We start from the raw sequence: 18,634 nt of genomic DNA on the forward strand, positions 1-18,634 counted from the left end.
CTGACAGAAGGATTCGGCCGTGAGACAAACCAGGTTCCCGGTCGGGAAGCCGCGCCCGTCCTGAAGCGTGCTCCGTTCTGCGAGCGGCGGCCCCTCGCGGACGATGAGCACCCGGAGGCGCCGCGGTGCCGGTTCTCCTGCTCACCTGACCGGCCTCATGAAAGATTGCCGTGCAACGCCGTGGAAACGGTGCCTCCCTACCCTGTGGTCATCGTTCCTGCGCACCTCCCCTGAGGTGGGACGGGAACGGCGACCGCGTTCCGGTTCATCTTCCGTTTTCCCCCCGCGCCGGGTCCTCGGCGCGGGGTGCCTGCCCCACCCCGAGGAGGAGCCCTCATGAGCCAAGGAAAGATCGGCGTGCTGCTCAGTGTGACCGCCCTGCTGTCCGCCTGTGGAAGTCAGACCGCCGCGCCCGCAGGGGCGCACCCCCCGGCGGACGCGGCGGGGCAATTCGTGGACCAGCAACGCCAACTGAGCGAGCAGGGCTTCGTCAAGCTCAGCGAGCAGGCCTTCGTCCGAACCCGGGACCACCGCATCTCCTTCGTCTTCGAGGGCGAGGCGGGCAGGGCGTCCCTCACCACCTACCTGGAGGGCGAGCTGGGCAGGGTCAGGGCACAGGCGGTGACGCCCGGCTCGGCGGGCTCGGGGCCGGGCGAGCGGGCCATCACGCAGCTCCTCGCCTCGTTACGTGAGGCCAGCGCCGCGGCGCCCGCGCCGTCCATCACGGCCCTGAAGAAGAAAAGGCCGCCGACGCCGCCCGCGCCCGCCGTCTGTTCCCTCGACCAGGCGGGGGTGGAAGCTGGCGGGAACGTCGTTGGGCGCAGCATCCTCGGCTCCTACGCGGGAGCCTGCCTGGGGCCCTCGAACGCGACAAGCTGCTACGCCGCGTCGTACTCGGTGCAGGTCGCGTACGTCGGCAACGACCTTGCCAGTGTCGGGGACTTCTCGGCCTCCTACTCGGACTACGGCGCCTCGTGCTCCGGGAACTCGTGCGGGTTCCAGGCGGGCCCCTACGGCCCGGGAATGTCCGCGAACGGTTACCCGCGTTCGAACTCCGCGTACGCGAACGCCTACGTCACCCTCCAGGCGAACCCCTACGTCCCGCCGGTCACGAAGGGGGACTCGTATTCCTTCTGGGGGTGGTGACTGACCGGGTGTCGGGCAGGGGAGCGGTGCCGGGAGGCACCCGGGTGACCGGTGTACCCCCGAGGCGCCGTCCTCGGGAGGAATGAATGTTCAAGTCGTTGATGTCGCGTGCTCCCATCGCCGTCGCCGGGCTTTCCCTGTTGCCGATGTTGACCCTGGCCTCGTCCGTCACGCCCGTGACGGCGGTGCCGAACACCGTGAACGGCCGGGGGGTGGACGAACGCGGCCGCCCCGTGTCCGGCGTCAAGCTCCTGATCGAACCCGCCCTGTTCTCGGGGCTGATCACCACCACGACCGACGCCCAGGGCCACTATCTATCAGTTGAACTCAACCCGGCGGTCAATTCCTGCACCGTCTCCGCCTATAAGGAACTCAGGTACCACGGGCAGCGTTCCTGCGTTTGCATGGCTGGTGATCCCCACGGCGACCATGACGCGTTCAATGCCGGGAGCGGGGTGACCCGCACCTTCATCTGGAAGATTCGCGGCGAGTCCGATCAGCCGACCGGCTCTGGCGGGGACCAGACCTAGGGCGGGTCGGTCCGCTTCGAAACGTCGTCCTCCGGGGAGGGGAGCCTGGAGGACCGGTCGGCGCGAGTTCAGGTCACCCTGGTGCCCGAGGGCCCCCTCATCGACGGAGGCGCGGGCAAGACGATCACGCGGACGGTGAGCCTCGACTGAGCCTCGACGAGGGCCTGGACGACATCCCGGTGGGCTACTCCCGGAGGATGGCCGCCTTGGTGGACGAGGGGGGAACGAAAACGCCGCTCCGGCTGGGAACACGGGGCTTCGGGTAGGGGCTGTCGGCCTCGACCGGGCTGCTCTTCAGGGGATACGCCTCGTGCGGGCATAGCGGCACCTTCGTCCAGACCCCCGTCTGGACGACCCGGTAGTCCCAGCAACCATTCGACTGCGCTGGTTCGGCCTTCGAGCGCGTTCCTGGGGTTCCAGGAGTGAACAGTGAACGTCCAAGCTCCCTCACCCCACGAGGGCCCTCAGGGGCCGCGCGTCAGTCTGGTCCTGGGCGCCACCGGAGGCGAGACCGCCGCCCTCGCCCGGCACGGTCGGCCCGCACACCTTCACGAGGACGCCAGCCCCCATACGCCACCGGACACCATGCCGGAATCATCCGCTCGCCGCTACCGTGCGGGCATGGACGTCCTGATCGACCTCGGTCTTCGCGCAGTCTTCCTCGCGCTCACCTGGCCCCTGACCCGTGGACTGCTGTTCATTCTGGTGGCGCTGTATGGGGTGGGAGACGGCTGGCCCGGGTGGCTGTCCGGGCTCTGCGGGGTGCTGGGTCTCGCCTTCTGGGCGGCGGCGCTGTGGCGGTGGTGGCGAGACCGGACGCGCGGCCTGCGCCCTCGTTGAAGGGAACGGGGGCTGGGGCTCTCCGGGACCACCCCTCGGCCCAGCCACAGGAACCGCACCAGCCCCCCGGCCAGCGCGCTCGGGGGTCTTCGGGTCGGGGTCAGCGTTCGCGCCAGTAGGAGACTGCCGCCGCCACGCCGAACTCCTGCTCGATCTTGCCCTCCCACAGGCCGGTGGAGGCGTCCGGCCCCGCCCCCAGCGAGCCCTTGAGTTCCACGCGCATCCCGGCGTCCTGAATGCCGTCCGTGCTGAATTTGATGTACACGCCCTCCTTTGCCCCGACGCCGCCCGTGGCGGGCACCCCCTTGGGCAGCTTGAGTTCGGCCTTCACCCCGCTGAACAGGGTCGCGTTGCCGTTCCAGTCCAGGCTCGCCGAGGCGAAGCCGCCCAGCCAGTCCGTGCCCATCAGCGACGATGTGGAAAGTTCGATGTCGATCTTCTTGCAGCTCAGCGACCAGCTCAGGCCCAGCCCCTGCCCCTTCAGGGCCGCCGAGGGCACCTTGGACTTGAGTTTCACGCTGGACAGCACGCCGCCGCAGGGATCCGTGTCGAGGGTGGGCAACTCGGCGAGGTCGAGGGGCACGTTCGGCACCTGCTTGTTGCAGCTCAGGGGAAACACGTCGCTGATGAGAATCGCGCCGTAGACAACGGGCCCGTAGAACGATGCCTTGGCGGACGCCTCGATGGCGGCGCGTTTCGCCGCCCGCACCCGGGGATCGGGGATGTTGGCGGCGAGCGCGGTCTCGAACTTCACCCGCGCCGACACGAAGCGCGCCATCGCCTGCTCCTGGGCCTTCACGTAGGGGCGCCGCGCGTCCATGTAGGTCTGGTAAGCGTCGTCGTAGACCCGGTCCACATCCTCACAGGTGTGCGGCACTCCGGCCAGACGCTTCATCCGCGCCTCGATGGTCGCGTTGCGCGTGTCGGCCAGCGGGTGAAACGCCTTGTTCAGAGCGTAGTGCGCCGCGTAGGCGGACTGGTACGCGGGCCAGACCTCGGGCTCGTAGACCGAGGTGGTGATGGCCCCGTTGACCAGCTTGAACCAACGCTGTTCGCCGGGGTCGAGCACCTGCGAGAGATTGACGGCGGCCGCGCGGGCCTGCAAGCCGTTCAGGACCCCGCGCCCCTCCCGCTCCAGCGCCTCGTACTTCGGGTGCAGTGAGATCGCCTCGCGGCGGTCACGCGGCAGCCTGAGCTGCGGCAGGTCGAAGGTCGCCCCGCGCGACAGGTCGAACATGGTCCTCGCCGAGCGGCGCGTGGACGCCTGCTCGCGCGGCTTGAGGGCGTCGCCGTGCGTGCCGGGCGTGTCCTCCGTGAGGATGAGATCACTGCCCTCGGGCACGACGGTGCGGCGCAGGGCGGTTCGCAGTTCGCGCGTCGCCCCGGCCACGTCCCCGCTGCACAGCAGGGCCTTGGAGAGATTCATCCTGGCTTCCGAGAGGTCGGGCGCGAGCGAGAGGGCCTGCTTGAGGGGAGCCTGCGCCTCGCTCCAGCGTCCCAGCCCCAGGAAGGCGTGTCCCCGGTTCGTCAGCGCGATAGCCTGTCCCGGCACACCGCCGGGCGAGGGGAGCTTGCCGCCCAGTTCCGCCGCCCGGTCGAGCACCGCGATGGCCTCGCGCGGCAGGCCCGCCAGCGTCAGCACCCCTGCGAGGTTCACCAGGGTCATCACGTCCTTGGGTCTGGCGCGGTGCCCGGCCAGCAGCAGGGCGAGGGCCGCCCGGGGCCGCTCCGCCGCCAGCGCCGCCGCCACGTCCGACGAGGTGCCGCCCGTCGCCTTCTTGCCCGCTGCCCCGACCAACTTTTCTGCCGTCCCCATCGCCGCCTCGAAGGTCATCGCGCCCTTCTCGCGGCGAACGGGCAGGGGCAGCACCTTCGTCCCCTTCGCCTTCTGCTCGCGCAGCATGGTGAGGGAGCGTTCCAGGCCCGCGCGGGCGGGGTCGCCCGGCTTGAGGGGGGCGAGGGTCGTCTCCAGCGCCTTGATCGCCTCGTCGATGTTCAGGCCGCCCGCAGGTGCCAAGCCCGGCGTCATGTGGTCGCGCACGGCGGGCCTACACGCCTCCGTGCTCAGCTTCGAGACCTGGGCGCGCATCTCGGCCTCGGGGCCCAGCACCGTCTGGTCGCTGAGGGATACCCATCCCCCGGCGGCCAGGGCGGAGGGGGCGAGGAGAGCGGCGGCGAGGGGGAGCAGGCGGTGAAGTCTCTTCATGTCCGCAGGGTGACGCGGGGAGGATGATGGCCGGATGGTGGAGTGAGAGGTCGACACTGACAAGGAAAAACCGCCCCGAGGGGGCGGCCTGTCGGGGAAGGCTGGAACGCTCAGGGGTTTTTCCAGAACAGTTCCAGCGTGGGGCCGTAGTGGCTATCCGGCAGGAAGCGGGCCAGGGCGCGGGTGACGTAGCTGGGATTGTCGCGCGTGGCGATCAGCAGTTGCTCTCTCGCGCCGCCGCGCACGTGGCTGGCCGTCACGTGGTACTGGCCCAGGGGAATGTCCGGCAGGCCGAAGCCGAAGGGATACTGGACGGTAAAGGCCTCGGTGCTCCTTGCGGCGTTCGGGCCGTCGGGCGTGAAGGTGACTTCCAGGGTGCTGTAGTCGATTTCCACATCCGAATTGCCGATGGAGGCGAAGACCTTGCCCTTGGGGGCGTCCCCGGCCCGGTACACGAAGTCACGCACCGCGCCCTGGCTTCCCGCAAACGGGGTGTCGATCTCGGGCGCCAGGCGCACCTGGAAGTCCTCTCCACCGAAGGTCAGGGTCATGGAGGCGGAGATGTCCCAGGAGCCGAGTTGCTGGGGCAGCGCGATGTTGTACCGCCCCTGAGCGTCTGTTTTCGCCGTGCCGTAGGAGACCGTCACCGTGTGCGAGGCCGTGACCTCCACCCCGGCGAGCGGCTCGCCGTCTTCAGTCAGGATGCGGCCCGTGACGGTGTACGCGCCGGGGGTGGGCGGGGGCTGCCCCGGGGTGGGGGCGGTGGGGCTGGGCGGGGTGGGGGCGGGCGGGCTGGACTCACCGCCGCCGCAGGCGGACAGGGTCGAGACGGCGAGGGCGAGCAGCAGCAGTCGGGCGGTGTTCATGGCATTCCTCCTGGGGCGGCGGTCGGCGCGCCGCTTTCAGTGACCGGAGCGTAGGAGGGGGCCCGTGATAGGCGGATGGTGCCGGTTGCGCGCCCCTTCCGCCACGGGAGAAAAGGTCCCGGCTGGAGTGAAACGTCCGCCCTTTTGCCGCTGGGGCGTCACCCCAGAAACACGGTCTACCCCGAGCGGGACGCAGGGCCCAGTGGGGCGTGGTGGAGAGGCACCGCAGCGTGCCGTGTGGCCGCGTTCCTCCGGCCAGCGCCCGGTAAGGCCGGTTCATTCAGGAGAGGAGGCGAGGCTTTCCGCCTCCCCCTCTCCCGCCCCGTGGGCACCATCGGCCCATCATCCTGCCCCCCGCATCATCCAGCCAGTTCAAGCGCACCCGTTCGCGCGACTGGAGACCACCATGACCCATACCCGACTGCTCGCCCTCGCCCTCCTCGTTCTGCCCGTCGCCCCCGTGTCCGCCGCTCTCACCGGAGCCGCCCTCGCCGCGCCCGCCAGCACCCTGGGCGGCGCCTGGAAGGGCAAGCTCGACGGCTTTTATGAGCTGGACGCCAAGTTCACGGTTCAGGGCAACAGCGTCACCGGTGTCCTGCGTTTCGCCAAGATGGATTTTCCCCTGAGGGGCATCTGGGACAATGCCAAGAACCTCGTCACCTTCAAGTACACCTATGCGAAGGAGATTCACACCGTGAAGGCCACCCTGAGAGGCAGCACCCTGACCGGGTTCGACATCTCCCCGAAGGGCAAGCAGACGGCGGTGAGCCTCACGCGCGTCACGACCGCCGGGGCCTACGTCATGACGGGCACCGTGCGCGACGAGAAGGGCAACCCCATCGCCGGGGTCGAGGTCTTCGCCGACCACACCGCCTACTACGACATGAACGCGGTGGGCAAGACCGACGCCCAGGGGCGGTACACCATCACCCTCGCCCACCAGCCCGGCACCTGGAATGCCGGGGCGTACCTGCGGGGGGAGGCGGGCGGACAACCGTTCGAGGTGCGCCTCTCGCCGGACAACGACACGCCCTTCGACGGTTCCAAGGGCGCGGTCCGGGACTTCACGTACAAGGCCAGCACCGGCGCGACCGGCAAGGTCTACACCACGGTCGCGCACTCGGCGGTGGAACTCGACTATGAGACGCTGGAATTCACCTTCACCCCCGACGGTCCGAATGCGGCGGGAAGCACCGCGCCCTTTAACCGCAAGTTCGTCATGGGGTCCGGCGTCCCGGACATCCCCCTGGGCCGCTACCGGGTCAGCGCCACCCAGGTGCTCAACGGCGTGCGGCAGCAACTCCTGCTGAGTTCGCGCCTGCAAAAGAACGAGGCGACGAGCGTTCTGGCGGAATTCACCGACGACAGCCACTACGGCAAGACCCTCGAACTCTTCCTGAAAAACCCCTGAGCGGGCGAACGCGAGTGGCGGGACGGGGCCTCGTTCCGCCGTTCCACGTAAGGAGCTTTCCTTCACCACAGGAGAACACACCATGCGAACCCTGACCCTGTTGACCCTCGCCCTCTCGCTGCTGACGCCCCTCGTCCCGGTGTCCCGGGCGAACGCCACCACCACGCAGGGCCAGACGCGGGCGTCGCCCGTCAAGGCCCGGCCCTTCCACATGACCGGCGTGGTGAAGAACTTGCAGGGCAAACCGCTCGCTGGCGTGCGGGTCGGTGCCGACAATACCGTGCTGGACAGCTCCGAGGTCTGGACGACCACCGACGCCCAGGGCCGCTACGACCTCGACCTGTCGAAGATGCCCATTCTCAATTCGTGGACGGCCGTGGCGCACCTCGTCGTGAAGTACGGCGGTGAGCAGCAGACGCTCACTCCCGAGGTGGATAACTCCGCCCCCTTCCTGGGCAAGGACGGCGCCGTCCGCAACTTCACGCTCAGGATCACCGGCAAGACGCCGAATGGCGGGTACTACGGCGCGCTGTTCTACGCGCACCTCGGACTCTCGGAAGCCGGGGAGATGCCCGAGTACGGCGACGTGGAGTTCACCCTGACCCCGGCGGGACCGCTGATCGACGGCTTCAGGGGGCAGCCCGTCAAGCTGCGCCAATCCCAACTGCCCTTCGAGGTGCCGCAGGGCCGCTACCGGGTCACCGCGCGCTCGATCTCGGGCAGGGGACCGATCTGGCTCAAGGCGCGCGGCGGCGAGTACGGCCCCGAGGCGGTGCTCGACATGACGTACACGGCGGGCACGGGCATGACGCTCTCGGTGGACATGGTGCATCCCCGCCCGTAAGGACGTGTTCGGTGAGAGGGGCAGGACGACCCTTCTCGTCTCCTCACCACTGGGGGGAGACAGATGAGACAAGACATCTGGAGGTCGGTCGGCCTCTCGCTCGTGCTGCTGGGCCTCGTCGCGCAGAGCGCGGGTGACCTCGCCCGCGACCGGACCCTGTACGAACGAGCGCTCCGGGACCACTCCCCCGACCACAGCGCGTTCCTCAGCTTCCTCCCGGTGCTCCACGCCAAGACCCTGCGCCTGGCCGGACACCCCGGGAACGCCTGGGCCGAGGTCACGCGTTCCCGGGACGGGCGGCCCTTCCCGGGCCATCTCGGCGCCGCGCGCGCGCTGGAGGAGGACGTGATCCTGCTCGCCCTGGGCCGCGCGCCCGGGGCCAACGCCCCCCTCGCCGAGGCCGAGGAACACCCTCGTGGCGCCCCGAACGTCGCCTGGCAGGCCCGTCTGCACGACCTGCGGGCCGCGCGGCCCGGCCCGGGGGCGGAGGCGCACCGGGAGAACGCGCGGGCGCTGCGCGAGCGGCACGGCCTGCCGGATCGCCACTGGAGCGCCCTGTAGCTCCTCGGGGCGGGCCCGCCCCCGCGCGGTGGCGTGACCCCCGGGCGACGGGTACACTCCTCCCCATCCCCACCGCCCAGGAGGTTCCCATGTCCCGCCGCTTTCTGCTCACCATCCTGCTGCTCTCCGGGGGGGCGTTGGCCCTCGCCCAGACGACCACGCCGCCCGCCACGCCCCCGGCGGCCCGTGGGACGACCCTCCTGCCCCCCGTCAGCGACGCGCCCATCTTCGTCGCCTACCCGCCGGAGGGCTACACGGTGGCGTACGACCACGTCCTGCTGGAGGGCAGCGTGAAACCCGGAGCCACCCTCACCCTGAACGGCCAGCCGGTCGAGGTCGGGGCCGACGGCCTCTTCATCGAGTGGGTGCCCCTGAAGCCCGGCGAGAACGTCCTGGCCCTCGAATCCAGTCAGGGCGGCCAGGCGGCCCGGCAGGAGCTGCGGGTGACGAGCGCGCCGCCGCAGCCTCCCACGGGCGCGGCGCAGATCGTGCCCTCCAGCCTGCTGCCCGCCGGGGACCGGGTGGCCTACGTCCAGCCGCAGGGTCTGGAGGGGCAGGCCGTGCCGGTCGCCTTCACGGGGACGGCCGGGGGCAAGGCCACCTTCTCGGTCGGGAGCTTCGGCCCCTTCGCCATGACCGAGACGGCGCCGGGCCGCTACGAGGGCACCTTCCTCCTGCCCGAGCGGCTCTCTCCCGCGACCGTGGCCTTTACCCTGGCTGCCCCGGACGGCAGCGCGGCCACGGCGACCAGCCCCGGGAAGCTCAGCGTGACCGGCACGGGCCCCCGGGTGGCGGAGGTCACGGCGACCATCCCGGGGCGGGGTCTCCAGGCGGGGACCTTCGTGTGGCGCAACGGGGCGGGTCGCAACTACGTGGTCTTTCCCCGGCCGGGCGCCCTGGCCGTCGTCGTGGGCGAGGAGGGCAACACGTTCGTGGTGCGGGCGTCGGGCACGCTGACCCTCAACGCCCCCAAGTCCACCCTGACCCTGCGCCCCGAGGGCATGCCCCTTCCCCGGGCGGTCTTCACCCAGATCGACGTGAAGGCGGGACCCACCCACTCCGAGGTGCGGCTGGACCTGCCGCTGCGCGTGCCCTTCACGGTGGAGCAGCAGGTGAACCGTGGGGAGTCCAGCCTGGACCTGCGGCTCTTTTCCAGCGTGGCGGACGTGGACTACATCGTCTCCGACTTCCCGAACGGGTTGATCCGCGACGTGCGCTGGACCCAGGAGAGCGACGGCGTGGCCCGCGTGCGGGTGGACCTCAGCGGCGCCCCCTGGGGCTACGACGCGACCTACGAGGGCACGACCCTGGTGCTGCGGGTGCGCAATGCCCCGGCCCTCGACGCCCGCGCGCCGCTGCGGGGCCGGACCATCGTCGTGGACCCGGGCCACGGGGGAGACGAACTCGGCGGGGCGGGTCCGCTGCGGGTGCCGGAGAAGAACCTCACGCTCCCCATCGCCCTGCGGGTGGCGGAACTGCTGCGGGAGAGGGGAGCCACTGTCGTCCTGACGCGCGACTCGGACGTGACGGTGCCCATCTACGACCGCCCGCTGCTCGCCGAGAGCAGGGACGCCGACCTGCTCGTGAGCGTCCACGCCAACGCCCTGCCCGACGGGGTAGACCCCCGCACCCGGCGCGGCAGCGGCGTGTACTACTACCAGCCGCAGGCCCGCGCGCTGGCGGACGCGCTGCAAGCGAGCCTGGTGAGCGTGCTGCCCGAGGTGGGCAACGACGGGGTCCACTACCAGAACCTCGCGCTGACCCGGCCCACCGCCCAACTCAGCGTGCTCGTCGAGACGGCCTTCTTGACCGACAAGGGCAACCTGCGCCTGCTGATGAGCGCGGCCGGGCGCGAACGCTTCGCCCAGGCCATCGCGCTGGGGATTGAACGCTTCTACCGCGACGCGGCGCTGGGGCAGGGGAGACGGTAGCGAAGCCCGGCCCCGTTTCGTCATCGTCCCTGACCGGGCCCAGGGTCAGGAAAGCCGCGAGGCGCGACGGATGAATGAGGAACCCTCGGTCTCTCGTGCCGTCACCCCGCTTGGCCGGGGAACTAACACGCCCAGGCTGTGAACTGCGGGCAGGAGGATTGGAAGGTGACCCTCATCACGTTGGAAGAACTCCGGGCGGCGCAGACCCGGGTGCGTGGTCACGTCGTCCGCACCCCCCTCGTTCCCTTCCCACTGGAAGAGTTCTGGCTCAAGCCCGAAAGCTTGCAGCCCACCGGGGCATTCAAACTGCGAGGGGCGTTCAACGCCCTCCTTTCGCTGTCCCAGGAGGAGCGGAAGCGGGGTGTGGTCGCTCATTCCAGCGGCAATCATGCACAGGCAGTCGCCTACGCCGCCGGGCAATTGGGCATTCCCGCTGTGATCGTCATGCCGGAGAATGCCCCGAAGCTGAAGTTGGACATGACCTGGGCGTTCGGCGCGGAAGTGATTGTGGTCGGGCCGGCCAGCGAGGAACGCGCCCTGAAGGCGGGGGAGCTGGAGGCTGAACGCGGCCTGACGCCCATCCCCCCGTATGATGATGCGCGCATCATCGCGGGGGCGGGCACGGTGGGGCTCGAACTTCTGGAGGACCTGCCCGAGGTCGGCACGGTGCTGGTGCCCGTCAGTGGCGGTGGTCTGCTCTCCGGGGTGGCCGCCGCACTGAAACTCCAGCGTCCAGACGTGCGCGTGATCGGGGTGGAACCGGAGGTGGCCGCCGATGCCCATGACAGCTTCAAGACAGGGCAGCGTGTCACGTACACCGCCGAGCAGGTGGGACGTACCCTCGCCGACGGTCTGCGCGTGCAGCACCTGGGGGAGCTGAACTGGCACCATATCCAGGCCTTCGTGGATGACATCGTGACCGTCAGCGAGGCCGAGCTGCGGCGTGCCGTACGCGACACGACCCTGCGGACCCGGCTGGTGACGGAGCCCAGTGGGGCCGTTCCTCTGGCGGCGGCGCTGTACCACCGTGCAGAACTCGGGGGGACGGGTCCCCTCGTGGCCGTGCTGAGTGGCGGCAACCTCGATCCCGATCTGCTGGTACACCTCCTGGCCGGGGAGGGGGCGTGAGCCACGCCTCGCTGCCCCTGATGGTCCTCAGCGACGCCGTCATTCGTTCGCTCCTGAACTATGGGGAGGTCATTGAGATCGTCCGCGCTGCGTTCACGGCGGATGGACAGGGGCAGGCCACCGTGCTGCCCGTGGTGGGCCATTCCCTGAGCGGCGGGCAGTACAGCATCAAGACCAGTCACCTCCACCTGGCCGAACACCTCCTGGTGTTCGGCCTGAAGATGGGGTCGTATTACCCGGACAATGCCGGGCGGAACCTGCCCACCCACAGCGCCGTCATGCTGGTGGGCAATCCCTTGACCGGCTAGCCGTCCGCGCTGCTGGCGGCCAATGCCATTACGGAGGCCCGCACTGCCGCGGCGGGAGCCGTGGCCGCCGGGTGTGCTCGCCCGCCCGGATGCTGGGGTGGTGGCGCTGTTCGGCACAGGTGGGCAGGCGCTGGCACAGCTTCGGGCACTTCGGGAGGTGCGGCCACTCACCGAAGTGCGGGTCTGGTCACGCACCCGGGAGCGCGCCGAAACGTTTGTGGCAGCGGCAGACCTACCGGGCCTCACCCTGCGGGCCGTGCCGGACGGACGGTCGGCGTGCGAGGACGCCTACATCGTGCTCACAGTCACGCCAGCCGAGGAGCCCATCATCTGGCGACAGTGGATTGCACCGGGTACGCCCATCAACGCGGTGGGTTCGGATGCCCCGGGGAAGCAGGAACTGGACCCTCAGTTGGTCGCGGCGGCCAAGCTGGTGGTGGATCGCCGGACCCAGAGCCTGACCATCGGGGAAATGCAGCAGCTGGTCGCCCGGCATTTCCTGCGCCCCGAGCACATCCACGCGGAGTTAGGCGAGGTGTGCGCGGGGTTGAAACCCGGTCGGGAGAGTCCACAGGAGGTGACGGTGTTCGACTCGACGGGTGTGTCCTTTCAGGACACCGCCTTAGCTGGGCACCTGCTCAGGCTGGCCGGGCAGCGACACCTGGGTGAGATGGTTTCACTGTAAATGGCCTCAGGAGCAGCCGTGGGACCACGGCAACCCTTCGCCGTGCTTGCCCACTGCTTGTGAGTCCGCTCACTTTGCATTTCGTAGGCTCTCCCGCAGCTTGAAGTGAGTCGGGTCTGGCCCAGCTTCATGCTGCTCAAGGCAGCATGAAGCCTGCTGAGCGACTGGCAGGCCTCCACCTTGTCGAGTTGCCACCTGCTCGACGTCACCCTTACCGCTGGTGGCCTGATCTTGCACGCCCGCGCGGAACCAATGACCGCGGTCTGCCCACACTGTGGAACGCCCAGTGCCCGCGTTCACGGCCACTCCTGGCGTCACCCCCGAGACCTCCCGTGGAGTGACATCGCCGTGCAGGTCGAGTTGAAAGTCCGGCGGCTCCGGTGTGCCAACCCTGGCTGTGCTGCCCGGACCTTTTCTGAAGCGTGCGCCGACTTTCCCCGGCACGCCCAGCGCAGCGCGCGTCTCCAGGAGCGCCAGGTGGCCCTGGGGTTCTCCGTTGGGGCTGAGGCGGGCTCGGTGCTGCTGGATCGCTTCCACATGTCCGCGAGTCCAGACACGTTGCTGCGCACGATGAAACGACAACCACTCCCTCAGCATCCGACGCCACGGGTCCTGGGAGTGGACGACTGGGCCATACGGAAAGGCGTGCGGTACGGCACCATCCTCGTGGACCTGGAGCGCCACCAGGTCGTCGATGTGATCAAGGAACGTAGCGCGGATGCGCTGCGCGACTGGCTCAGCGTCTACCCGGGCATCGAGATCATCACCCGGGATCGCGCCAGCGACTACAGCCGTGCGGGCACCCGCGCAGCGCCACGGGCGCTGCAACTCGCGGATCGCTGGCACCTGCTGTGCAACCTCAGCGGTGTGGTGCAGGAATGGCTGCTCCGCGAACGCCAGCACTGGATGACGGTGGTCGCCCAGGTCAAGGCACAACTCCACCTGCCCAACCCAGAAGCGAGCCCATCGTCTCCGCCCGCAACAATGCCGATCAGCCAGAAAAAACGGCGGGAGCAGTACCGGGAAGTGTTGTTGCTCGACCAGCAGGGGCTCCCTTCCAGGCAGGTCGCGCGAGTGCCGCAGGTACACCAAAGTCAGCAGCAGCCGGTGGGGCACATCAAGCTTGAACTGTCGTCCTGCCCCAATGCGACGCTGACGTCCCTCCCGCAGCAGGGACGCGCGGTGAGCACGTTCCCAGAGGGGTTCGAGTTCGGTTGCGAGCGCGTGGAACTCTTGAGGGGTCAAGCCGCAGAACGATTCAAACGACCGAGACCGCTGGGTGAGCCTGTCCACCCGCAACATTTCCTTACTGTGCCTGATCTGCCCTCAACTGCGCAACGGGTCTTCAAGCCTTTGCCGGGCGAGTCCAGGTTCACCTCACCGCTCTCCCCCCATCCCTGTGTCAGGGGGTGGGGCGGCCGTCAGGGCTCGCGGCGGAACCGGCGCCGGAAGCGCTGATGGAGGGCTTGCGTCCGCTCCGCCGTCTGTGCCGCTTTGCCATCCGCGATCAGTCGTCCACCCCGGGTCGTTGCGCCGACCACCAATGCGGCCGAGACGAGCACCAGGTTCTTGAGGATGTACTGCCCTTCCAGATTCGGGACCAGGGGAACGATCTTGAAGGTCTCATGGGGAAAGAACAGCAGCGGGAGGAACGTGCCCGCCATCTGCACGAACAGCAGCACCAGCGTCAGACGGAGCAGGCGGCCGGTGAGCAGTCCCAGACCGATGGCACACTCCCAGGTTGCCAGCACGGGAAGACTTACCTGCGGTGGAACCCAACCGAACGTCAGGAAGGAGATGGTCCGGGTCGCCAGAGCTTCCGCACTGCTGAGCCCCGGGAAGAACTTCTGCACCCCGAACCAGAAGAAGATCAGGCCGAGGGAGAGCCGCAGGAGGGTAATCCCGTGCCGGGCCCACCAGCAGACGAGATTGGCTTCCCACATGTTGAGTCGCCCGCCCAGGTCCGTCGGCCTGTCTTCCAGGGGAAGAAGATCTGGTGGCGGAACGAGGGGGAGAGATTTGATGGATGGCGTGTTCCTCATGGTGACCTCCGGGAGAACCGGGGGCCGTGCTCATCCCGAACAGCCCTCCGTGTCACTGAGGTGTAGGCGCCCCGCACCACATCAGATGTTGGACCTCCAGTTATTTAACCCTCCCTAAAGCCGGGACCCCAGACCACTGGGCCAAGGAATCCGGGTTGAACTGCGGGCTAGCCCTCTGGTGGACCATTCTGGCAACCCCTCTTCCCCACAGGGGAACCTTGGGCGCCGGACAGCATTGAGGTCATCCTGCCCGGGCCGAACAGGAACCTACACTGGGGCGGTGAGGTATGAGAGCGGTGGGGCTTCCATCGGACGGCTGGCGCAAATCACCGGGGAGACGGTCAAGACCCTGCGGTACTGGACCGATCTGGGCCTGCTGCCGTGCGAGCGGCGGGACACCGGCTACCGGGTGTATGGTCCCGATGCGACCTCCTGTGTCCGCTTCATCCGCTCGGCCCAGCAGGTCGGGTTCTCCTTGCAAGAAATCGCGCGTGTCCTGGGTGCCCAGGCCCAGGGCACCAAACCCTGCTCGGAGGTGCAGCAGGCCCTGGCAGCGCACCTGGTCGCCGTGCGCGTGCAGCTCGCCCAACTTCAGGCCCTCGAAGGCGTGCTCGTGGAGCGCCTGACCTATGCTCAGGCTCACCCGGACCCGGTGTGCGATTCCCCCGGGTGCGTGTACCTCAATCCTCAGGGCTGAAGCTTGACTCTCCCCCTGACGGGAGACTTTAGCCTGAGGCGTGGACGAGTCCTGCTGCCTTCCCACCCCACTGGAACAGGACCCGGCACGCTGTCCAGTCAGCGGTACGCCAGGCCGGATCACGCCCCTCGTCACCCTTAAAGCCCTGCTCACGCCAAGCGCGCTCGCCACCCTGGAACCGGACCAGACCTACCGCTTCTGCCCTGACCCCACCTGCGAGGTCGTGTACTACAGCCCCGCGCGGGCCTACCGCACCGCCGACCTGAAGGTCCCGGTGTACCAGAAGGACCCCGGAGATGACGTGCCCCTCTGTTACTGCTTCGGCTGGACGCGCGGGGCACTCCTGCATGCCTGGCAGATGGAAGAGGGACACGGTGTGGTCAGGGAGATCCGGGCGCACGTTCAGGCCGGTCGCTGCGGCTGTGAAGTCAACAACCCCCAGGGCTCCTGCTGCCTGGGGGATGTCAGTCGCGTGCTCAAGACCCTGGATCGGGAGCACGCCTCCTCATGAGAGACCGTACTTGGCCTTCGACGTGCTGCGGCGGCTCACCCACTTATCCAGCGAGATCGGCTTTAAGACCAGGAGGTTTCCAGCATGCACTACCGTGAACTCGGCAAGACCGGCATTCGGGTTTCAGAAGTCGGCTTCGGCGCCTGGGCCATCGGCGGCGACGCCTGGGGCCCGGTGGAGGATCAGGCCTCCACGCGCGCGATGGAACGCGCCCTCGAACTGGGCGTGAACTTCATCGATACCGCCGACGTGTACGGGAACGGCCACAGCGAGACGCTGGTGACGAAGCTTCTCAAGGGCAGGCGCGATCAGGTCGTTGTCGCCACTAAGGGCGGCCTGATGGGGCACCACCGCGACCCCAAGCGGGAACCCGTCTACGACGCGTCGGAGAAAGTCGTCCGAGCCTTCGAGGACAGCCTGAGGCGTCTGGAGACCGACTACATCGACGTGTACTTCGACCACATCTGGTGGAACGACCCCCGGGAGACCGAGGCCTTCGTCACGGCCTTCAGTCAACTCAAGCGTGAGGGCCGGGTGCGGGCGGTGGGCGTCTCTACCGATGATCCCGAGTACGTGCGGCACTTCAACCAGGGCAGGACGCTTGACGTGGTGCAACTTGATTACAGCCTGCTCAACCGCAAGGCGGAGGGGCACATCTTGCCGTACTGCCAGGAGCACGGCATCGGCGTGGTGGTGCGCGGACCGCTGCGCATGGGGATGCTCACCGGGAAGTTCTCGCAGGACACCCAGTTCCCGGACGGGGATATTCGGCGGAACTGGCCGCAGGAGGCCTGGTATCAGGAACAACTCGCGCAGGTCGAGGCGTTACGCTCCCTGGCCTCTGCCAAGCGGAGTCTGGGCCAGCTCGCCCTACGGTTCGTGCTGAACCACCCGGCGGTGTCGGTCGCCATTCCCGGCGCCAAGACCCCCGAGCAGGTCGAGCAGAACGTCGCGGCCTCCATCCGCCCACTCCTGAGCGAAGAGGACCTGCGGTTGATCGAACAAGTGACGGCAGGAGGGACCCCGGCATGAGCACGGAGAGTGGGGTGACCCCTCAGCCAGGTGCCCTGCTCGGCCAGGTCGCGCTGGTCACAGGCGCGAGCAGCGGGCTGGGCCGCGCCACCGCCCTTGGTCTGGCGCGCGGCGGCGCCGACCTGATCCTGCTCGCCCACGGCGAGGCGGACCTGCGGAAGGTGGCCGATGAAGTCCAGGCGCTCGGACGGCGTGCTGAGGTATCCGCCGTGGACCTGGCCGACAGCGCCGCCCTCCTGGATGCCGTGGGACCCGGCGTGGAGGGGCTCGGTCGCCTGGACATCCTGATCAACAACGCGGGCACCGACGTGCCCGGTCCCGTGGTGGACCTGGACGTGGAGGACTGGGACCGGGTGCTGGGCGTCAACCTGCGGGCACCCTTTCTGCTATCCAAGGTGGCGTTCGGGCACATGCAACGCGCGGGACGGAGTACCATCATCAATGTCTCGTCGGTGGCGGGCAAGCGGGGGTGGGCGGATGCGAGTGCTTACTGTACCTCAAAGTTCAGCCTCACCGGGTTCACGCAGGCGCTCGCGGCCGAGGGCAAGCCGCACGGCATCCGCGCTTCCGTGGTGTACCCGGGCGGCATGGCGACCCACTGCGGGACCTTCGACCCCAAATCACGCGGCGGGGAGCGCCAAAACACCCCTTCGCCTGCGGACGCGCTGCCTCCGGACCGGGTAGCGGACCTGCTCGTGTGGATGTGCGTAGCGCCCTCCGAACTGGTCCTCAACGAGGTGATCGTGACGCCCCTGAATGAGGTGGGGTGGCCGTGAGGGTCCCCGAGTGGGTCCTCGGCAGCTCAGGCCGTCCGACCGCACGATTCAACGGTGGTGGCGTTACCGGAGTCCTGAACAGTCCGTGGGGAGCGAGTGCAGGTTGGGGAGGCGCTAAACGATGAACGTCTTGATCACCGGTGCAGGGGGCAACTTGGGGCGAGTGCTGGCCCCCGCCCTGGCAGAGAGCGGGCATACGCCCCTGCTGATGGATTTCCGCCCTCTGAAGACTCCGTTCGCCTTCGTCCAGGGAGACGCGACCAACAAGGCGGACGTCTTTCGGGCAGCAGGAGGCATGGACGCCATCGTTCATGGGGCAGCCCTGCACGGCGTTCACCTCGCTCATCACTCCCGGGATGAGTTCTGGAAGCTGAATGTCGAAGGTACGTCCCACGTCTATGAGGCTGCGAAAGAACACGGCGTCAGGAAGGTCCTCCTGTGCAGCACCATGGGGGTCTACGGAGAGAGCGTTGTGGTCCCCGAGGACGGCTTCGCTGTCGTCACCGAGAACCTGCCCCTTCTTCCCAGGGACTTCTACGGATTGACCAAGGTGCTCTGCGAGGAGGTGGCGGGGTTCTACCAGCGTGCCCACGGCATCCAGACCATCTCGTACCGCCTGGGGATGTTCGTTCCAGAGGATTTCATTCGCTACGGCTTCCGGCTGCTCAAGGGCGGGGTGGACGACCGCGACGTGGCCCAGGCATTCCTGCTGGGGTTGCAGAACGACACCATCACCTGTGACGCGTTCAACATCATGGCGGAGGTGCCTTTTACGCGGGAACAACTCCCGGAGTGGCGAAGGGAACCGAGGGCACTGCTGGAAGCCGCTTACCCCGGTCTTTCGGCGCTGGTCGAGAAGCGCGGCGGGAACATCGACGAACTGGCGCGGATGTGGGGGGACGTGTACTGGTCCATCGAGAAGGCCAGGAACCTGCTGGGGTATCGGCCCCGGTACAACTTCCCGGAGTTCTACGCGGCCCTGAGAGAAGGACGTGAGGAGCACTATCCGTACGCGAATCTTCCCTGGTGGGGGGTCGGCCAGCCGCACTGAGCCCCATCGCCTGCACGCTGCCCCGGTGTGGCTTGCCCGATGGCCCATCCACCCTTGACGCTCGGTGTT

The 18,634-nt window shown here is 68.5% G+C and carries 20 protein-coding genes; 16 read left to right on the forward strand and 4 right to left on the reverse strand.

Features of this window, described 5'->3' with window-relative positions:
* Positions 1 to 336 precede the first annotated feature (336 nt).
* Positions 337 to 1,146, forward strand: a complete 810-nt coding sequence (locus DAETH_RS19815) for a hypothetical protein (RefSeq protein ID WP_264778350.1) — start codon at positions 337 to 339, stop codon at positions 1,144 to 1,146.
* A gap of 86 nt (positions 1,147 to 1,232) precedes the next feature.
* The gene (locus DAETH_RS19820) at positions 1,233 to 1,676 is read left to right on the forward strand and encodes a carboxypeptidase-like regulatory domain-containing protein (RefSeq protein ID WP_264778351.1); all 444 of its coding nucleotides are present in this window, start codon (positions 1,233 to 1,235) and stop codon (positions 1,674 to 1,676) included.
* 447 nt (positions 1,677 to 2,123) lie between these two features.
* Here DAETH_RS19820 and DAETH_RS19825 read toward each other — a convergent pair whose 3' ends face one another.
* Positions 2,124 to 2,246: a hypothetical protein gene (locus DAETH_RS19825; RefSeq protein ID WP_264778352.1), complete on the reverse strand. Its 123-nt coding sequence runs from the start codon at positions 2,244 to 2,246 to the stop codon at positions 2,124 to 2,126.
* Positions 2,247 to 2,297: 51 nt separating this feature from the next.
* Here DAETH_RS19825 and DAETH_RS19830 point away from each other — a divergent pair, with 51 nt between their 5' ends.
* Complete coding sequence (locus DAETH_RS19830; RefSeq protein WP_264778353.1) at positions 2,298 to 2,516, forward strand: hypothetical protein; 219 nt, start codon at positions 2,298 to 2,300, stop codon at positions 2,514 to 2,516.
* Between the two features lie 100 nt (positions 2,517 to 2,616).
* Here DAETH_RS19830 and DAETH_RS19835 read toward each other — a convergent pair whose 3' ends face one another.
* Both DAETH_RS19835 and DAETH_RS19840 read right to left on the reverse strand, forming a co-directional pair.
* Positions 2,617 to 4,722, reverse strand: coding sequence for a tetratricopeptide repeat protein (locus tag DAETH_RS19835; protein ID WP_264778354.1), 2,106 nt, complete (start codon positions 4,720 to 4,722; stop codon positions 2,617 to 2,619).
* A gap of 110 nt (positions 4,723 to 4,832) precedes the next feature.
* The gene (locus DAETH_RS19840; RefSeq protein WP_264778355.1) at positions 4,833 to 5,588 is read right to left on the reverse strand and encodes a carboxypeptidase-like regulatory domain-containing protein; all 756 of its coding nucleotides are present in this window, start codon (positions 5,586 to 5,588) and stop codon (positions 4,833 to 4,835) included.
* A 406-nt stretch (positions 5,589 to 5,994) separates the two neighbouring features.
* On the opposite strand from DAETH_RS19840, the gene DAETH_RS19845 reads away from it, so the two are divergent.
* The 8 genes from DAETH_RS19845 to DAETH_RS19880 all read left to right on the forward strand — a co-directional run bounded on the left by DAETH_RS19845 (position 5,995) and on the right by DAETH_RS19880 (position 13,914).
* Positions 5,995 to 6,999, forward strand: a complete 1,005-nt coding sequence (locus tag DAETH_RS19845; protein WP_264778356.1) for a peptidase associated/transthyretin-like domain-containing protein — start codon at positions 5,995 to 5,997, stop codon at positions 6,997 to 6,999.
* 82 nt (positions 7,000 to 7,081) lie between these two features.
* Positions 7,082 to 7,843: a carboxypeptidase regulatory-like domain-containing protein gene (locus DAETH_RS19850; RefSeq protein ID WP_264778357.1), complete on the forward strand. Its 762-nt coding sequence runs from the start codon at positions 7,082 to 7,084 to the stop codon at positions 7,841 to 7,843.
* Between the two features lie 63 nt (positions 7,844 to 7,906).
* Positions 7,907 to 8,404, forward strand: coding sequence for a hypothetical protein (locus tag DAETH_RS19855; RefSeq protein WP_264778358.1), 498 nt, complete (start codon positions 7,907 to 7,909; stop codon positions 8,402 to 8,404).
* Between the two features lie 89 nt (positions 8,405 to 8,493).
* Entirely contained in the window at positions 8,494 to 10,335 is a 1,842-nt protein-coding gene (locus DAETH_RS19860; RefSeq protein ID WP_264778359.1) for an N-acetylmuramoyl-L-alanine amidase family protein, read from the forward strand.
* Positions 10,336 to 10,500: 165 nt separating this feature from the next.
* Positions 10,501 to 11,463: a threonine ammonia-lyase gene (locus DAETH_RS19865; protein ID WP_264778360.1), complete on the forward strand. Its 963-nt coding sequence runs from the start codon at positions 10,501 to 10,503 to the stop codon at positions 11,461 to 11,463.
* Complete coding sequence (locus DAETH_RS19870; RefSeq protein ID WP_264778361.1) at positions 11,460 to 11,771, forward strand: hypothetical protein; 312 nt, start codon at positions 11,460 to 11,462, stop codon at positions 11,769 to 11,771. Before DAETH_RS19865 ends, DAETH_RS19870 begins: the two co-directional genes overlap by 4 nt.
* Positions 11,772 to 11,844: 73 nt before the next feature.
* Positions 11,845 to 12,456 carry an ornithine cyclodeaminase family protein gene (locus tag DAETH_RS19875; protein WP_264778362.1) on the forward strand — a complete coding sequence of 204 codons (612 nt, stop codon included), beginning with the start codon at positions 11,845 to 11,847 and terminating at the stop codon, positions 12,454 to 12,456.
* 252 nt (positions 12,457 to 12,708) lie between these two features.
* Positions 12,709 to 13,914 (forward strand): ISL3 family transposase, encoded by a 1,206-nt coding sequence (locus DAETH_RS19880; protein ID WP_264778575.1) that lies wholly within the window; start codon positions 12,709 to 12,711, stop codon positions 13,912 to 13,914.
* Here DAETH_RS19880 and DAETH_RS19885 read toward each other — a convergent pair.
* Entirely contained in the window at positions 13,878 to 14,498 is a 621-nt protein-coding gene (locus tag DAETH_RS19885) for a DoxX family membrane protein (protein WP_406585127.1), read from the reverse strand. The genes DAETH_RS19880 and DAETH_RS19885 overlap by 37 nt on opposite strands.
* Positions 14,499 to 14,778: 280 nt before the next feature.
* On the opposite strand from DAETH_RS19885, the gene DAETH_RS19890 reads away from it, so the two are divergent.
* From DAETH_RS19890 to DAETH_RS19910, 5 genes are all read left to right on the forward strand, one after another.
* Positions 14,779 to 15,195, forward strand: coding sequence for a MerR family transcriptional regulator (locus tag DAETH_RS19890; RefSeq protein WP_264778363.1), 417 nt, complete (start codon positions 14,779 to 14,781; stop codon positions 15,193 to 15,195).
* A 40-nt stretch (positions 15,196 to 15,235) separates the two neighbouring features.
* Entirely contained in the window at positions 15,236 to 15,706 is a 471-nt protein-coding gene (locus DAETH_RS19895) for a putative iron-sulfur cluster-binding metallochaperone (protein WP_264778364.1), read from the forward strand.
* 84 nt (positions 15,707 to 15,790) lie between these two features.
* The gene (locus DAETH_RS19900) at positions 15,791 to 16,738 is read left to right on the forward strand and encodes an aldo/keto reductase (RefSeq protein ID WP_264778365.1); all 948 of its coding nucleotides are present in this window, start codon (positions 15,791 to 15,793) and stop codon (positions 16,736 to 16,738) included.
* On the forward strand, positions 16,735 to 17,514 hold the full coding sequence (locus DAETH_RS19905) for an SDR family oxidoreductase (protein ID WP_264778366.1): 780 nt from the start codon (positions 16,735 to 16,737) through the stop codon (positions 17,512 to 17,514). The genes DAETH_RS19900 and DAETH_RS19905 overlap by 4 nt, the downstream gene beginning before the upstream one ends.
* A 121-nt stretch (positions 17,515 to 17,635) precedes the next feature.
* On the forward strand, positions 17,636 to 18,565 hold the full coding sequence (locus tag DAETH_RS19910; RefSeq protein WP_264778367.1) for an NAD-dependent epimerase/dehydratase family protein: 930 nt from the start codon (positions 17,636 to 17,638) through the stop codon (positions 18,563 to 18,565).
* Positions 18,566 to 18,634: the final 69 nt, after the last annotated feature.

This window comes from Deinococcus aetherius (assembly GCF_025997855.1).
Lineage (GTDB): Bacteria > Deinococcota > Deinococci > Deinococcales > Deinococcaceae > Deinococcus > Deinococcus aetherius.

Bases quoted from the DNA above. Each gene is read 5' to 3' on its own strand.
- DAETH_RS19855 (WP_264778358.1), top strand. From the start codon at position 7,907: ATGAGACAAGACATCTGGAGGTCGGTCGGCCTCTCGCTCGTGCTGCTG.
- DAETH_RS19835 (WP_264778354.1), bottom strand. From the start codon at position 4,722: ATGAAGAGACTTCACCGCCTGCTCCCCCTCGCCGCCGCTCTCCTCGCC.
- DAETH_RS19905 (WP_264778366.1), top strand. From the start codon at position 16,735: ATGAGCACGGAGAGTGGGGTGACCCCTCAGCCAGGTGCCCTGCTCGGC.
- DAETH_RS19830 (WP_264778353.1), top strand. From the start codon at position 2,298: ATGGACGTCCTGATCGACCTCGGTCTTCGCGCAGTCTTCCTCGCGCTC.
- DAETH_RS19845 (WP_264778356.1), top strand. From the start codon at position 5,995: ATGACCCATACCCGACTGCTCGCCCTCGCCCTCCTCGTTCTGCCCGTC.
- DAETH_RS19850 (WP_264778357.1), top strand. From the start codon at position 7,082: ATGCGAACCCTGACCCTGTTGACCCTCGCCCTCTCGCTGCTGACGCCC.
- DAETH_RS19815 (WP_264778350.1), top strand. From the start codon at position 337: ATGAGCCAAGGAAAGATCGGCGTGCTGCTCAGTGTGACCGCCCTGCTG.
- DAETH_RS19880 (WP_264778575.1), top strand. From the start codon at position 12,709: ATGACCGCGGTCTGCCCACACTGTGGAACGCCCAGTGCCCGCGTTCAC.
- DAETH_RS19840 (WP_264778355.1), bottom strand. From the start codon at position 5,588: ATGAACACCGCCCGACTGCTGCTGCTCGCCCTCGCCGTCTCGACCCTG.
- DAETH_RS19900 (WP_264778365.1), top strand. From the start codon at position 15,791: ATGCACTACCGTGAACTCGGCAAGACCGGCATTCGGGTTTCAGAAGTC.
- DAETH_RS19820 (WP_264778351.1), top strand. From the start codon at position 1,233: ATGTTCAAGTCGTTGATGTCGCGTGCTCCCATCGCCGTCGCCGGGCTT.
- DAETH_RS19910 (WP_264778367.1), top strand. From the start codon at position 17,636: ATGAACGTCTTGATCACCGGTGCAGGGGGCAACTTGGGGCGAGTGCTG.
- DAETH_RS19860 (WP_264778359.1), top strand. From the start codon at position 8,494: ATGTCCCGCCGCTTTCTGCTCACCATCCTGCTGCTCTCCGGGGGGGCG.
- DAETH_RS19885 (WP_406585127.1), bottom strand. From the start codon at position 14,498: ATGAGGAACACGCCATCCATCAAATCTCTCCCCCTCGTTCCGCCACCA.
- DAETH_RS19825 (WP_264778352.1), bottom strand. From the start codon at position 2,246: ATGGGGGCTGGCGTCCTCGTGAAGGTGTGCGGGCCGACCGTGCCGGGC.